12 protein-coding genes are annotated in these 13,917 nt (G+C 64.5%); 10 read left to right on the top strand and 2 right to left on the bottom strand.

What is annotated here, in order from left to right; genetic code table 11:
* Positions 1 to 81 precede the first annotated feature (81 nt).
* From JQ628_RS04285 to JQ628_RS04255, 7 genes are all read left to right on the top strand, one after another.
* The gene (locus JQ628_RS04285) at positions 82 to 1,992 is read left to right on the top strand and encodes a peptidylprolyl isomerase (RefSeq protein WP_212219793.1); all 1,911 of its coding nucleotides are present in this window, start codon (positions 82 to 84) and stop codon (positions 1,990 to 1,992) included.
* A 76-nt stretch (positions 1,993 to 2,068) separates the two neighbouring features.
* Positions 2,069 to 3,082, top strand: coding sequence for an anthranilate phosphoribosyltransferase (trpD, locus tag JQ628_RS04280; RefSeq protein ID WP_212219790.1), 1,014 nt, complete (start codon positions 2,069 to 2,071; stop codon positions 3,080 to 3,082).
* 83 nt (positions 3,083 to 3,165) lie between these two features.
* Entirely contained in the window at positions 3,166 to 3,987 is an 822-nt protein-coding gene (trpC, locus tag JQ628_RS04275) for an indole-3-glycerol phosphate synthase TrpC (RefSeq protein ID WP_212219787.1), read from the top strand.
* Between the two features lie 3 nt (positions 3,988 to 3,990).
* Positions 3,991 to 4,494 (top strand): cyclic pyranopterin monophosphate synthase MoaC, encoded by a 504-nt coding sequence (gene moaC, locus JQ628_RS04270; RefSeq protein WP_212219784.1) that lies wholly within the window; start codon positions 3,991 to 3,993, stop codon positions 4,492 to 4,494.
* 38 nt (positions 4,495 to 4,532) lie between these two features.
* The gene (locus JQ628_RS04265) at positions 4,533 to 4,832 is read left to right on the top strand and encodes a hypothetical protein (RefSeq protein ID WP_212219782.1); all 300 of its coding nucleotides are present in this window, start codon (positions 4,533 to 4,535) and stop codon (positions 4,830 to 4,832) included.
* 73 nt (positions 4,833 to 4,905) lie between these two features.
* Positions 4,906 to 5,175 carry a hypothetical protein gene (locus tag JQ628_RS04260; protein ID WP_212221158.1) on the top strand — a complete coding sequence of 90 codons (270 nt, stop codon included), beginning with the start codon at positions 4,906 to 4,908 and terminating at the stop codon, positions 5,173 to 5,175.
* Positions 5,176 to 5,466: 291 nt separating this feature from the next.
* On the top strand, positions 5,467 to 8,196 hold the full coding sequence (locus JQ628_RS04255) for a bifunctional diguanylate cyclase/phosphodiesterase (RefSeq protein ID WP_212219779.1): 2,730 nt from the start codon (positions 5,467 to 5,469) through the stop codon (positions 8,194 to 8,196).
* Between the two features lie 79 nt (positions 8,197 to 8,275).
* Here the strand turns inward: JQ628_RS04255 and JQ628_RS04250 are convergent, their stop codons facing one another.
* Both JQ628_RS04250 and JQ628_RS04245 read right to left on the bottom strand, forming a co-directional pair.
* Positions 8,276 to 9,601: a S41 family peptidase gene (locus JQ628_RS04250; protein WP_212219776.1), complete on the bottom strand. Its 1,326-nt coding sequence runs from the start codon at positions 9,599 to 9,601 to the stop codon at positions 8,276 to 8,278.
* Between the two features lie 118 nt (positions 9,602 to 9,719).
* Positions 9,720 to 10,892, bottom strand: coding sequence for an NADH:flavin oxidoreductase/NADH oxidase (locus JQ628_RS04245; protein ID WP_212219773.1), 1,173 nt, complete (start codon positions 10,890 to 10,892; stop codon positions 9,720 to 9,722).
* A 106-nt stretch (positions 10,893 to 10,998) separates the two neighbouring features.
* Between JQ628_RS04245 and JQ628_RS04240 the strand changes: the two genes are divergently transcribed.
* The 3 genes from JQ628_RS04240 to lexA all read left to right on the top strand — a co-directional run bounded on the left by JQ628_RS04240 (position 10,999) and on the right by lexA (position 13,764).
* Positions 10,999 to 11,628, top strand: coding sequence for an HAD-IA family hydrolase (locus tag JQ628_RS04240; RefSeq protein WP_212219770.1), 630 nt, complete (start codon positions 10,999 to 11,001; stop codon positions 11,626 to 11,628).
* A gap of 26 nt (positions 11,629 to 11,654) precedes the next feature.
* Positions 11,655 to 12,866: a molybdopterin molybdotransferase MoeA gene (locus tag JQ628_RS04235; protein WP_212219768.1), complete on the top strand. Its 1,212-nt coding sequence runs from the start codon at positions 11,655 to 11,657 to the stop codon at positions 12,864 to 12,866.
* A 193-nt stretch (positions 12,867 to 13,059) separates the two neighbouring features.
* Complete coding sequence (gene lexA / locus JQ628_RS04230; protein WP_212219765.1) at positions 13,060 to 13,764, top strand: transcriptional repressor LexA; 705 nt, start codon at positions 13,060 to 13,062, stop codon at positions 13,762 to 13,764.
* Positions 13,765 to 13,917 lie beyond the last annotated feature (153 nt).

Here is a 13,917-nt window from a genome sequence, read left to right as displayed (position 1 = left end):
ACCTATCGGCTGAGGTGCGAGCGTAGGCCAAAAATTTTCTAGTAAAATCAGCCTCTTAACTTACCGATAGAAGTTGGACCCATGCTTCGAGGAATGCGCAAAGCCTCATCAAACTGGCTCGGCAAGATTGTCATGGCCGTGGTGATGGGCGTCCTGATCGTCAGTTTCGGCATCTGGGGCATTGCCGACATCTTCAAGGGCTTTGGGCAGTCGACGCTCGCTACAATCGGCCGCACCGAGATTTCGACCGAACAGTTCCGCCAGCTCTACACCGACAAGCTCCAGCAGATCGGCCGCCAGTTCGGCCGGCCGCTGACGCAGGAGCAGGCGCGCGCCTTCGGCTTCGACCGCCAGATCTTGCAGCAGACCATCGCGGAAGCAGCCCTCGATGAGGAGGCGCGCCGCATGGGCCTTGCGATGTCCGAGGCCGAGATCATCCGGCAGATCCATAGCGATCCGAACTTCAAGGGCATCAACGGCCAGTTCGATCCCGCGCGCTTCCAGGCCGTGCTCAGGCAGTTCGGCTACAGCGAGCCGCGCTATTTCGCCGAACAGCGCAAGGTGTCGCTGCGCCGGCAGATCGCCGGCACCATCACGGCCGGGGTCGAACCGCCGCAGGTGCTGATCGATGCGCTGACGCGCTTCCAGAACGAGCAGCGCTCGATCGACTACATCAAGCTGGATGCAGCCCAGGCCGGCACGATCGATCCGCCCTCGCCGGAAACGCTCGCCGCCTATTTCGAGGAGCGCAAGGTTCAGTTCCGCGCCCCTGAATACCGAAAGATCTCGTTTGCGGTGATCACGCCGGACGAGCTCGGCAAATGGAGCGAGATCTCCGACGAAGAGGCGCGAAAGGTCTTCGACCAGCGCAAGGACAGGCTCGGCACGCCGGAAAAGCGCGAGGTGTCGCAGATCATCTTCCCGAACATGGGCGAAGCGGAGGCCGCGCGCGCCAAGATCACGTCCGGAACCTCGTTCGAGGACCTCGCCAAGGAGCGCGACCTCAAGCCGTCGGACTATGAACTCGGGCTGGTCGCGAAGTCCGCGATCCTCGAACCCGCCGCCGCGGACGCCGCATTTTCTCTCGCCTCCGGCGCGGTCAGCCAGCCCGTGCAGGGCCGGTTCGGTGCGCTCCTCGTCAAGGTTGGCAAGATCGAACCCGGGACCACGGCGACGTATGAGAGCGTTGCAGCCGAGATCAAGAAGCAGCTCGGCGCCGAGAATGCGCGCGTAAAAGTCTCCGAGCTCCAGAACAAGATGGAGGACGAGCGCAGCGGCGGCGCCAGTGTCGCCGAGGCCGCCAAGAAGCTGGGCCTTACCGCCGTCACCATCGAGGCGGTCGATCGCTCCGGCCGCACGCCGGACGGTCAGCTCGCCACCAACATTCCGCGCGGGCTCGACGTTGTCTCGCAGGCCTTCAACAGCGATGTCGGCGTCGACAACGATCCGATCTCCTTCAACGGCGGCTATGTCTGGTACGACGTGACGGGCATCACGCCGTCGCGCGAGCGCACGCTCGATGAAGTGCGGTCCCAGGTCGAGGCGAAATGGCGCGAGGACCAGATCTCGAGCCGGCTGCGGACGAAGGCGACCGAGATGGTGCAGAAGCTCGAGCAAGGCTCGACGCTGGCCGAGCAAGCCACCGCGATCGGCGCCAAGGTCGAGACCGCAAAGGACTTCAAGCGCGAGGGATCGCCAGCGGGCTTGCCCGCCAGCGCCGTCACGGCCGCCTTCCGCACCGCCAAGGATGGTTTCGGCCAGACATCGAGCGGCGGCGGCAGCGAATGGGTCGTGTTCAAGGTCACCGACATCACGGTCCCGCCGGTCGACATGGCTTCCGACGAGGTCAAGAAACTGAAGGAGACGCTCGATCGCGGCCTGTCCGACGAACAGGTCGCCCAGTTCGTGAACAAGATCGAGCAGACCATCGGTACATCCATCAACCAGGCCGCATTCGCGCAGGCGACGGGCGCAGCCAGTTCGAATAATTGAGCTACATCATGATCCGAAAAAGTGGGAACCGGTTTTTCGAATCGGATCATGATCAAACAAGAGATTTGGCGGGGCGATGGACGACCTGAAATCGATTATCGGAAAAGTCGCGACCGGCGCGACGCTGTCGCGTGACGAGGCGGCTGCCGCCTTCGACGCCATGATGTCGGGCGAAGCCACGCCCTCGCAGATGGGCGGGCTGTTGATGGCGCTGCGTGTGCGCGGCGAGACGGTCGAGGAGATCACCGGCGCAGTGTCGGCCATGCGCGGCAAGATGCTGCGCGTGACGGCACCGGCCGATGCGGTCGACGTGGTCGGCACCGGCGGTGACGGCTCGGGCTCGGTCAATGTTTCCACCTGCGCCTCCTTCATCGTCGCCGGCGCCGGGGTGCCCGTTGCAAAGCACGGCAACCGTGCGCTGTCGTCGCGCTCGGGCGCGGCCGACGTCTTGTCCTCGCTCGGGGTGAAAATTGATCTTACGCCGGAAAAGGTCGGCGACTGCGTGCAGGAGGCCGGCATCGGCTTCATGTTCGCGCCCGCCCATCATCCCGCGATGAAGAATGTCGGGCCGACCCGCGTCGAGCTTGCGACCCGTACGATCTTCAACCTGCTCGGACCGCTCTCCAATCCCGCCGGCGTGAAGCGGCAGATGGTCGGCGTGTTCTCCAAACAGTGGGTGCTGCCGCTGGCGCAAGTGCTGAAAAATCTCGGCGCGCAAGCCGTCTGGGTGGTGCACGGCTCCGACGGACTCGATGAGATCACCCTCACCGGCCCGACCTCGGTCGCCGCGCTCGAAAACGGCAGCATCCGCAGTTTTGAAGTGACTCCGGAGGAAGCCGGCCTGCCGATCGCTCCGGCCGGCGCTCTCAGGGGCGGCGACGCCGACGCCAACGCAGCGGCGCTCAGAAGCGTGCTCGAGGGCAAGCCGAGCGCGTACCGTGATGTCGCATTGTTGAACGCGGCCGCGGCCCTGATCGTCGCGGGCCGTGCTAGCAATCTGAAGGAAGGCGTCGCCATCGGCACCAAATCGCTCGACAGCGGCGCCGCGGCGGCACGGCTGAAGCAGTTGGTCGCGGTCTCCAACGCATAGAGCATGATCCGGAAAAGTGGAAACCGGTTTTCCGAAAGGATCATGCTCAAACAAGAAGATGAGAGCATGATGCAGGCACGGCGATGTCGGACATCCTGAGCAAGATCGAGACCTATAAGCGCGAAGAGATCGCTGCCGCCAAGCGCGCACATCCGCTTGCCAGCGTCGAGGCGTTGGCAAGGTCGGCGCCGCCACCGCGTGGCTTTGTGCGGGCTATCAAGGAAAAGCTCGCTCGCGGCGACTACGCGCTGATCGCGGAAGTGAAGAAGGCCTCGCCCTCAAAGGGCCTGATCCGCGCCGACTTCGATCCGCCGGTGCTGGCCAAGGCCTACGAAGCGGGTGGCGCCGCCTGCCTGTCCGTGCTGACCGACACGCCCTCTTTCAAGGGCCATCTCGATTTCATGGTGGCGGCGCGCGCCGCAACCAATCTGCCGGTGCTGCGCAAGGATTTCATGTTCGACACCTACCAGGTGGCGGAAGCCCGCGCCCACGGCGCCGACTGCATTTTGATCATCATGGCGGCGCTGAACGACGGCGCAGCCAGGGATATCGAGGATGCCGCGATCGCGCATGGCATGGACGTGCTGATCGAAATCCACGACCGCGCCGAGCTCGACCGTGCGCTAACACTCCGTTCGCCGATGATCGGCGTCAACAACCGTAATCTGCGCACCTTCGAGACCACGCTGGCCACCAGCGAAGCGCTGGCGCCACTGATCCCCAAAGATCGCCTGATGGTCGGCGAGAGCGGCATTTTCGCGCCTGCGGACCTTGCGCGGCTGGAACGCGTCGGCATGTCGACCTTCCTGGTCGGCGAAAGCCTGATGCGGCAGGCCGACGTCGCGGCCGCTACGCGCGCGCTGCTCGCCCGCGACCGCACGACCCGCGCTACCGGGACAGGCTAGGTCATGGCGCGGAAGGTTTTGGGGAAAACCTCCACTCTCACCCATATCGACGCCAGGGGCGAAGCCCGCATGGTCGACGTATCCGAAAAGCCGGCGACCGAGCGCGTGGCGGTCGCCGAGGGCCGCGTCATCATGAGCAAAGCGACGCTGGACTTGATCGTCTCGGGCAACGCGAAGAAAGGCGACGTGCTGGGAACCGCCCGCATCGCCGGCATCATGGCAGCCAAGCGCACGTCCGAGCTGATCCCGCTCTGCCATCCGCTCGCGCTGTCCAAAGTCACCGTCGATATCACGCCGGACAGGAAGCTGCCCGGTTGCGTCGTGCAGGCCACCGTCAAGGTCACCGGCCCCACCGGCGTCGAGATGGAGGCGCTCACCGCCGTATCGGTCGCGTGTCTGACGATTTACGATATGATCAAGGCCGCCGAGCGTGGCGTCCGCATCGAGGGCATTCACCTCGTCGAGAAAATGGGTGGGAAGTCCGGGCATTATCGCTCAGCCGGCTGACAAGCCGGCGGCGAACAGCCCCAAAAAGGAAAGAAAACATGCTGAAGCTCGCTGCATGCAGCGCCGCCGCACTCCTGTACATCGCAACCGTTCCACAAGCGCTTGCCTGGGAAGCCAACCCCGAGCCCGGCTATTGCGCTCAATTCTTCACGAACATCGATTGCAACACCATCGGCGCCGATCCGCCGGGCAAAGGCCTGGTAGCGGAACCGGAAGAAGAGGTGCAGGCCGCTCCTGTCGTTCCGCCAAAGCCCGAAAAGAAAAAGAAGAGCAAATCGGCCGCCGCGCCGCAGCAAGCAAAGCAGCCGCCCGCGGGAGCCGCACCCGTTTCACGCTAGCGTGAAGGCCCCTCCGGACTAACGGGCGGACCGCGGTGTTTTTCCTTTGGCCAGACTTGCAAGGAGGAATGCGATGTCCGCCTTCAGGCTATTTGCGTCAGCAGCAATCCTGCTCTGCCTCACTGCCCCCGCACTCGCGCAGCAGGTGATCTCGGAGCCGGGCTATTGCGCATTTTTCTATCCCAATGCGAATTGCCAGAATAAGGGACCGGGCAATCCGTACACCGATCCCAACGCGCAGCGCAGTATGAATCCCTACCCGCAGGGCAGCATGTCGGCGCAGGGTCAAACAGTGGGTGTCGCCGTCAAGCGGCCGAAGAAACCGGCTACCCGCAGGTACTAGCGCCATCGAGACGGCGAAGCGATCCGGTCCTCGCCGCAGGCCGCAGTACTTCGGCTCGCGATCGCTTCAACGACAAGTTGATCGCACTTTTACGAGAATTAGCGCTGCATCGCACGCCTGACGTCGGGACTGCCTGATTGCACTGCCATATTGCACCGCCTGCCCGTCCCGGTAACGACTCATTAACCAGAATTCCTAACCGCAACTCCATCTCGCTGCGATACCCGTTCTGGATGTCGGGGGCATGAGAAGATCGCCTCCGGGTGAGTCGCGGCCGCAGCAAAAAAAGAAATGCATTCAAACAATTCCGCCACCCCCAATGCAGCAAACGCTCTTCGCGGCAGCCCGATCCGCTGGCTGATCCTCGGCGGCACGTTGCTGATCGCGGCCATTGCCGTCGGCGCCACCGTGATGGCCAGCAATTTCCGCGAGCGCGCGCTGCGCAACGCCGAGCGCGAGCTCGACAACACCGTGCTTCTGCTCGCCCGTCATTTCGACCAGCAGCTCGAGGATTTCGAGGTCGTTCAAAAAGACCTGATCGACTACATGCGCGTCAACGGCATCGCAACGCCCGAGAACTACCGGCGTCAGATGTCGACCGAGGCGATCCACCTGATGTTGAAGTCGAAGATGAGCGCGCTGTCCTATGTCGGCGGCATCAACGTCTTCGATGCCGACGGCAAGCTGATCAATGCGTCGGCGGCCTGGCCGGTGCCGCCGGTCAATGTCGCCGACCGCGCCTATTTCAGGAACTTCCGGTCGGGTCCTCACTCGCCGGACATGATCACCGAACCGGTGTACAGCCGCATCACCGGTGTCTGGACCACCGTGATCGCGCGCAAGGTGAAGGGACCGCGTGGCGAATTCCTGGGCGTCATCGGCCGGGGCATCGAGCCTGCCAATTTCGAAAAGTTCTTCGCCTCCGTAGCGCTCGGGGACGGCGCCGCAATTTCGATGCACCATCGCGACGGCACCCTGCTCGTCCGGCATCCCCATGCCCCGCAGATGATCGGCAAGAACTTCAAGACGGGGCCGGCCGCACAGCAGCAGGTGTTCGAGCTCAGCCACAGCGCCAGCCGCCTCGCCAGCCCGATCGACGGCAAGGACAGGTTGGTCGCCTCGCGGGCGCTTGCCAATTTCCCGATCGTCATCGTCGCCACCAACACGACGGAAGCCGCGCTGGCCGACTGGCGCGAGCAGATCACGATCCTGGTCGTGATCACCGGTCTCTTCGTGACCGCGATTGCGTTCCTGCTGTTCCTGGTCGTCCGCAAGCTGTCGCAGCAGCATCGCGCGTCACAACAGCGCCTGACCCTGGAGAAGCTGCGGCTCGATACCGCCGTCAACAACATGACGCAGGGCCTGTTGCTGTTCGACTCCTCGCAGCGGCTGGTGATCTGCAATCACCGCTACATCGAGATGTATGGCTTGTCGGCCCAAATCATCAAGCCCGGCTGTACGTTCCGCGAGGTGATCGTACACCGCAAGCAGACCGGATCGTTCACCGGCGACCTCGAGCAATACGTCAATCTGGTGCTGCGCGACATCGGCGTGCGCAATTCGATGGTGATCGAGACGCCCGATGGACGCTCGATCCACGTCGTCAACGAGCCCCTCGCCGACGGCGGCTGGGTCGCGACCCACGAGGACGTCACCGAGCGCCGCCGCGCCGAGGAGCGCATTACCCGCCTCGCCCATTACGACGCGCTGACCGACCTGCCGAACCGCGCCCTGTTCCACGAGCAGCTCAAGCACGAACTGCCGCACATCGCGCCGGACCGCCAGCTTGCGGTGCTCTATATCGACATTGACGAGTTCAAGGGCATCAACGACTCGCTCGGCCATCTGGTCGGCGACGAGTTGCTCAAGTCGGTGGCGGCGAGCCTGCGCGGCTGCGTGCGCGAGACCGATTTCGTCGCCCGTCTCGGCGGTGATGAATTTGCGATTGTACAGACCGACGTCCGCGATCCCGGCGCCGTCACGGATCTCGTTGCCCGCGTCTTCGCGGCGATCCGCGCGCCTTACGAATGTCTCGGCCATCAGGTCACCACCGATGCCTCGATCGGCATTGCGCTGGCGCCGCAGGACGGTTCGGATCTGGAAAAAATCCTGAAGAACGCCGATCTGGCGATGTACGCCGCCAAGGCCGCCGGACGCCGCACCTATCGGTTCTTCGAACCGGCGATGGAGGCGCAGGTAAGGGCGCGCCGCCTGCTCGAAATGGATCTGCGCCAGGCGGTCGCCGATGGCGGTTTCGAGGTCTACTACCAGCCTTGCCTCAGCCTCCAGGACAACCGGATCACCGGCTGCGAAGCCCTGATACGCTGGCGCCATCCGGTACGCGGTCTGATCTCGCCGGCCGATTTCGTGCCGGTCGCCGAGGAGACCGGCCTCATCAACCAGCTTGGCGAATGGGTCTTGACCACGGCCTGCATGGAAGCCGCCAAGTGGCCCGAGCACATCCGCCTTGCCGTCAACGTCTCGCCGGTGCAGTTCAGGAGCGGCACGCTGGCGCTGAAGGTGATCGCGGCGCTCGCCGCCTCCGGCCTGCCGGCGGGCCGGCTCGAGCTCGAGATCACCGAGGCCGTGCTGATCCGCGACGACGATGCGGCACTCGCGATCCTGCACCAGCTCCGCGCCATCGGCGTGCGCATCGCGCTCGACGATTTCGGCACCGGCTATTCCTCGCTGAGCTACCTCAAGCGTTTCCCGTTCGACAAGATCAAGATCGACCGCTGCTTCATATCGGATATCAGCGAGCCGTCCGGTTCGGCCGACATCGTGCAGGCCGTCGTCAACATCGCCGCCGAACGCGACATGACCACCACGGCCGAAGGCGTCGAGACGGTGGAGCAGCAGCAAATGCTGCGCACGCTCGGCTGCTCGGAAATGCAGGGCTACCTGTTCAGCGCGCCGAAACCGCCGGCCGAGATCAGAGACATGCTGTCACATGAGCCGCCCCCGGCCGCATCGCCCGCGCGGCGCGAACGCAAGCGCAAACGGGTCGTTCACCCGGCGTAAGCGCCCCTGATGTTTGACAGAGATACAGTCGTCATGCCCGGGCTTGTCCCGGCCATGACGAGTAAAGCCGGACTCAGGCTCAGTTCGGAACCGGCCGCTTCGCCGGGGCGCCGGCGCTGACCGTGACCCCGCGCAGCAGATTGAACGCCGCGCCCAGCGCCTTGTCGTCCTTCTCCGCCGGCGGAATGTAGGATTGCGAGCCGACCTGCTCGGCGCCATCGGCGGAGAGATGTCCGCGCATCGATGCTTCGCTCCTGGCCTGGTACCGGCTCTTCAGGTCTTCCGGCACGTCCTGAAGGATTTCGATATCGGGCGCGATGCCTTTGGCCTGGATCGACCGGCCGGACGGCGTGTAGTAGCGCGCGGTGGTGAGCGCGAGCGCGCCGTTGCCGCTGCCCAGCGGAATGATCGTCTGCACCGAACCCTTGCCGAACGAGCGCGTGCCGATCAGCGTGGCGCGCTTGTGGTCGTGCAACGCGCCGGCCACGATCTCGGAAGCCGATGCCGATCCGCCATTGATCAGCACGACGAGCGGCTTGCCTTTGGTGAGGTCGCCGCCGCGCGCGATGAAGCGCTGGGTTTCTTCCGAACTGCGGCCGCGGGTGGAAACGACCTCGCCGCGGGTCATGAAGGTGCCGGCCACCGACACCGCCTGGTCGAGCAGTCCGCCCGGATTGTTGCGCAGATCGAGCACATAGCCCGACAGCTTCTCAGCAGGGATTTCCTTGGCGATCGCCGTGATCGCCTTGCGCAAGCCGTCGGTGGTCTGTTCGTTGAACGAGGTGACCCGGATGTAGCCGATATCGCCGCCGTCGGTGTGATAGCGGACCGGCCGTACGCGGATGATTTCGCGCACGATCGCAACGTCGATCGGCTTTTCGACACCCTTGCGAAGAACTTTTAGCCGAATCTTGCTTTTCGCCGGCCCCTTCATCTTGCGCACGGCCTGATCGAGGGAGAGGCCCTGGATGCTCTCGTCGTCGATCTGGCTGATGAAGTCGCCCGACAGCAGGCCGGCCTTTGCCGCCGGCGTATCGTCGATCGGCGCGACCACCTTGACGAGCCCGTCCTCCATCGTGACCTCGATGCCGAGCCCGCCGAACTCGCCTTGCGTGTTCTCCTGCATGTCGGCCCAGCCCTTGGCATTCATGTAGCGCGAATGCGGGTCGAGCGAGCCGACCATGCCGCTGATCGCGCCCTCGATCAGTTTGGTGTCGTCGGGTTTTTCGACATAGGCGCCGCGGACGCGCTCAAACACGGCGCCGAACAGGTTGAGCTGTGTATAAGTGTCGGAACGGGCTGCGTTGGCGGAGGCGACCAGATGCGCTCCATACGGCCCGCTCACGAGCAGGGTCACGCCCATGCCCGTCATCGCGCCGAGGAAAAAGGTGAGATTCCTGCGCATCTTATACCCCCAACGCTGTTGTCGGCCGCGATTCAGTTGAACCTTCCCCCGGCCCGGCGCGGGCAAGCACACAATGGCTTTTTGGTCGGAAAATGGCGGGTCGAAGGCAAGCAGGCGTTCAGGACACTTCGCCGGGCGCATTGAGGCCATTCTGCCACGTCGAGGGTTTTGTACCGAAACCGCGCTTGGCGCGGGTGCCGAGCCAGTAGCCGAACTGCGGCGGCACGTTGCGGAACGGGCCGTCGACGCCGAGTTTGAGCGCTGCATCCATCGGCCAGTTCGGATTGTTGAGGATCTCGCGCCCGACTGCGATCAGGTCCGCCTGCTTGTCGCGTAAAATCTGCTCGGCCTGGTCGCCATGGATGATCAGCCCGACCGCCATCGTCATGATGTCGGCATGCGTGCGGACATATTCCGACAGCGGCACCTGATAGCTGTACTTGATCTCCTTGCCGAGGATCGGCGCCGCGTCGGTGATGCCGCCGGACGAGCAGTCGATCGCGTCGACGCCTTTCGCTTTCAGTATCCTTGCAAGCTTCGCACTCTGCTCCGGTCCCCAGCCGGCATTATCCTCCACCGACAGCCGCACAAACAGCGGCTTGTGATCGGGCCAATGCCCGCGCACCGCTTCCGCCACCTCGATGATGAAGCGCATGCGGCCCTCTTCGGATCCGCCATATTCGTCGGTGCGCTGGTTCGATCGTTCGGACAGGAATTCATGCACGAGATAGCCGTGCGCGCCGTGCAGCTCGAGCATCTCGAAACCGGCCTCATGCGCGCGCCGCGCCGCCTGCCCCCAGGCCTGCACGAGGTCCTTTACCTCGCCGCGTTCCAGCGCGCGCGGCACCGGCCATTTTTCGCTGTGCGCGATCGCGCTCGGCGCCACCGGCGTCCATTCATCCCAGTCGTCGATCTCGTCCGTTCGCGCCAGCGGCCCATCGCCCTCCCACGGCCGCCTCGCGCGCGCCTTGCGGCCGGAATGGCCGAGCTGGATGCCGGGGACCGAATTCTGCTGCTTGATGAATTTCACCAGCCGCGACAGCGGCTCGATGAACTTGTCGTCCCAGATGCCGAGATCGCCGACCGTGCCGCAGCCGCGCCGCTCCACTTTCGTTGACTCAACCACCACCAGCCCCGCGCCGCCGGCGGCGAACTTTCCGGCATTCATCAGGTGCCAGTCGGTCGGAAATCCCTTCACGGCCGAATATTGATGCATCGGCGGCACCACGATGCGGTTCTTCAATTCGAGCCCGCGGATGGTCATGGGCGAAAACAACAGCGTGCCGGACATGGGATTACCTTGGGGTTTCCTCGGCCGGGAACGATATACGGGCCGCCAGCGCCAGCAAGGCCGCATCGTTGCATGGCGGCCTCGTTTTTCGTACATCCTCGCCGCAATGAGCGTTCCCGTTATCTTCCCCGGCTCCGCCGACGTGCTGCTGTTCGACCTCGGCCGCGTCGTGCTCGACATCAGTTTTGACCGGGTGATGTCGGTGTGGGCGGGCCATGCCGGCTGTGCGGCCGATGACCTCACGGCCCGCTTTATCGTCAACGACCATTTCCGGCATCACGAGACCGGCAGGATCGACGATGCCGCCTTCTTCGAAAGCCTGCGGCAATCGCTCGGCATCGCGATCACGGATGCGCAATTCCTCGAAGGCTGGAACTCGATCTTCACTGGCGAGATGGCCGGTGTCGCCCCGCTGCTGGCGCGCGCGGGACAACAATTGCCGCTTTATGCCTTCTCCAACACCAATCCGGCCCATGTCGCGCACTTCTCGACCGCCTATGCGGACGTGCTCGGGCATTTCAAGAAAATCTTCCTCTCCTCCTCGATCGGGCTGCGTAAACCCGACGCCGAAGCCTATGATCATGTGGTAAGAGCGATCGGCGTGCCGGCCTCGAGGATCCTGTTCTTCGACGATTCGGCCGCCAATATCGAAGGGGCGCGGGCGCGCGGCCTTGTGGCTGTCCACGTGACATCGATGGATGACGTGGCACGGGCACTCACCTCACTTGGGATATAGATTCCCGAGCAATTTGGAGTTTGCCCGTGGCCCTGATGCCGGTTGCCGACGCCCTTGCCGCGATCCTCGACGGCGCTGATCCGCTGGGAGAAGAAATGGTGGCGCTCGATGCCGCCTTTCACCGCACGCTGGCGCGCGATGTTGCGGCAAGGCGCACCCAACCGCCGCAGGCGATGTCGGCGATGGACGGCTATGCCGTGCGCGCTGCCGACGCGGCGGATTTGTCCGCCCGGCTGAGCGTGATCGGCGAGGTCGCGGCCGGCCGGCCGTTCGGCCGCACCATCGGCAAGGGCGAAGCGGCGCGCATCTTCACCGGCGGCGTGATCCCCGACGGCGCCGACGCCGTCATCATCCAGGAAGATACAAGACGCAACGGCGACACCATCGCCATCACGGAAGCCGCCACAAAGGGCCGCCACATCCGCCCCGCCGGCGTCGACTTCAGGGAAGGCGACGTACTGCTCGCCAGGGGGATCCGCCTCGCCGACCGCGACCTGTCGCTGGCCGCGGCCATGAACCATCCGCAGCTTGCGGTCTATCGCCGCCCCAAAGTCGCCGTGCTCGCCACCGGCGACGAGCTGGTGATGCCGGGCACCACGCCCGGCCCCGCCCAGATCGTCTATTCCAACGGCTATGCGCTGCGGGCCCTCGCCCGCGCCGAGGGCGCCGACACCATCGACCTCGGGGTTGCCGCCGACACGGTCGCCGCCACCACCGACGGCATCCGCCGCGCCCGCGATTCCGGCGCCGATATCCTGATCACCTCGGGCGGCGCCTCGGTCGGCGACCACGACCTCGTGAAGCAGTCGCTGGAGGCCGAAGGGGTCACCTTGGCGTTCTGGCGCATCGCGATGCGGCCGGGCAAGCCGATGATGCACGGCCGGCTCGGCGCCATGCGCGTGATCGGCCTGCCCGGCAATCCGGTCTCCTCTTACGTCTGCGCCTACCTGTTCCTGGTGCCGTTGATTCGCGCGCTGTCGGGCCGCAAAGCGGTCCATCACACCAGGGAAACGGCGCTGCTTGGCCGCGACGCCGCCGCCAACGACCAGCGCGAAGACTATCTGCGCGCGCGGATCGAGAAGCGCCGCGACGGCCAATTGATCGCCACGCCGGTCGATCGCCAGGACTCCTCGCTGCTTGGATTTCTCGCTGCGGCACAGGGCCTGGTGATACGTCCGCCGTTCGCACCGGCAGCCGCGAAAGGCTCCGAAGTCGACATCCTGCGCCTGCCGGAATGAGCCGCGCGATTCGCAGCTCCTGACAAAAGCTCACGCATTCACCCAAAATTAAGGGGTTGCAGAACATGTATCGAACATATAGTGTCCGTTCATGATTTGTTTCGAGGACTAGTGTCTGGAAGAAGAACTTCCGGAGTCCAACCTCAGAGTCTCGGAATCGAACGACGCTATCTAACCGGGGGATTTGCTCGAGATGCTCACGCGCAAACAGTACGAACTTCTGCGTTTCATCAATGAGAGGCTGAAGGAAGCGGGCGTGCCGCCCTCCTTCGACGAGATGAAGGACGCGCTCGATCTGCGCTCGAAGTCCGGTATTCACCGCCTCATCACCGCGCTGGAAGAACGCGGCTTCATCCGCCGCCTGCCCAACCGCGCCCGCGCCATCGAGGTCATCAAGCTGCCCGAGCTTGCCGCCGGCAACGGCGGCAGCCGCCGCGGCTTTACCCCGAGCGTCATCGAGGGCACGCTCGGCAAGCGCGCCGCGAGCGCAGCCGCCGCCGAGAGCGACGGCGAACGTCCCGTTGCCGTACCTGTGATGGGCCGGATCGCCGCCGGTACGCCGATCGAGGCGCTCCAGACGCGAAGCCACACCATCAGCGTGCCGCCGGACATGCTCGGTTCCGGCGAACATTACGCGCTCGAGGTGCGCGGCGATTCCATGGTCGACGCCGGAATCCTGGACGGCGACGTGGCGCTGATCCAGCGCAACGAGAGCGCCGACACCGGCGACATCGTGGTCGCCCTGATCGACGAGGAGGAAGCGACGCTCAAGCGCTTCCGTCGCCGCGGCGCCTCGATCGCGCTGGAGCCCGCCAACACTGCCTATGAAGTGCGCATCCTGCCCCCGAACCGGGTCCGGATTCAGGGCAAACTGATCGGGCTGTATCGGAAATATTGATTGAAATATTGATTCTTGGGCCGCTCCGCCTGAGTCAGACCTGTCAGCCTAGCGGCGGCGCCGGGATCGGTGCCGCCGTTTTTCTATGGCCGGCGCGATGCGCGGCAAAGGCAGGTCGAGCATTCGTGATTTGGCGCTTCGCATCGGGCCAAA

The sequence above is a fragment of the Bradyrhizobium lablabi genome (genome assembly GCF_018129385.1).
Classification (GTDB): Bacteria; Pseudomonadota; Alphaproteobacteria; order Rhizobiales; family Xanthobacteraceae; genus Bradyrhizobium; species Bradyrhizobium lablabi_C.
Note: the sequence above shows the minus strand (reverse complement) of the source record. Positions and strands in the feature narration are given on the sequence as shown.

Bases quoted from the DNA above. Each gene is read 5' to 3' on its own strand.
- JQ628_RS04285 (WP_212219793.1), top strand. From the start codon at position 82: ATGCTTCGAGGAATGCGCAAAGCCTCATCAAACTGGCTCGGCAAGATT.
- trpD (WP_212219790.1), top strand. From the start codon at position 2,069: ATGGACGACCTGAAATCGATTATCGGAAAAGTCGCGACCGGCGCGACG.
- trpC (WP_212219787.1), top strand. From the start codon at position 3,166: ATGTCGGACATCCTGAGCAAGATCGAGACCTATAAGCGCGAAGAGATC.
- moaC (WP_212219784.1), top strand. From the start codon at position 3,991: ATGGCGCGGAAGGTTTTGGGGAAAACCTCCACTCTCACCCATATCGAC.
- JQ628_RS04265 (WP_212219782.1), top strand. From the start codon at position 4,533: ATGCTGAAGCTCGCTGCATGCAGCGCCGCCGCACTCCTGTACATCGCA.
- JQ628_RS04260 (WP_212221158.1), top strand. From the start codon at position 4,906: ATGTCCGCCTTCAGGCTATTTGCGTCAGCAGCAATCCTGCTCTGCCTC.
- JQ628_RS04255 (WP_212219779.1), top strand. From the start codon at position 5,467: ATGCATTCAAACAATTCCGCCACCCCCAATGCAGCAAACGCTCTTCGC.
- JQ628_RS04250 (WP_212219776.1), bottom strand. From the start codon at position 9,601: ATGCGCAGGAATCTCACCTTTTTCCTCGGCGCGATGACGGGCATGGGC.
- JQ628_RS04245 (WP_212219773.1), bottom strand. From the start codon at position 10,892: ATGTCCGGCACGCTGTTGTTTTCGCCCATGACCATCCGCGGGCTCGAA.
- JQ628_RS04240 (WP_212219770.1), top strand. From the start codon at position 10,999: ATGAGCGTTCCCGTTATCTTCCCCGGCTCCGCCGACGTGCTGCTGTTC.
- lexA (WP_212219765.1), top strand. From the start codon at position 13,060: ATGCTCACGCGCAAACAGTACGAACTTCTGCGTTTCATCAATGAGAGG.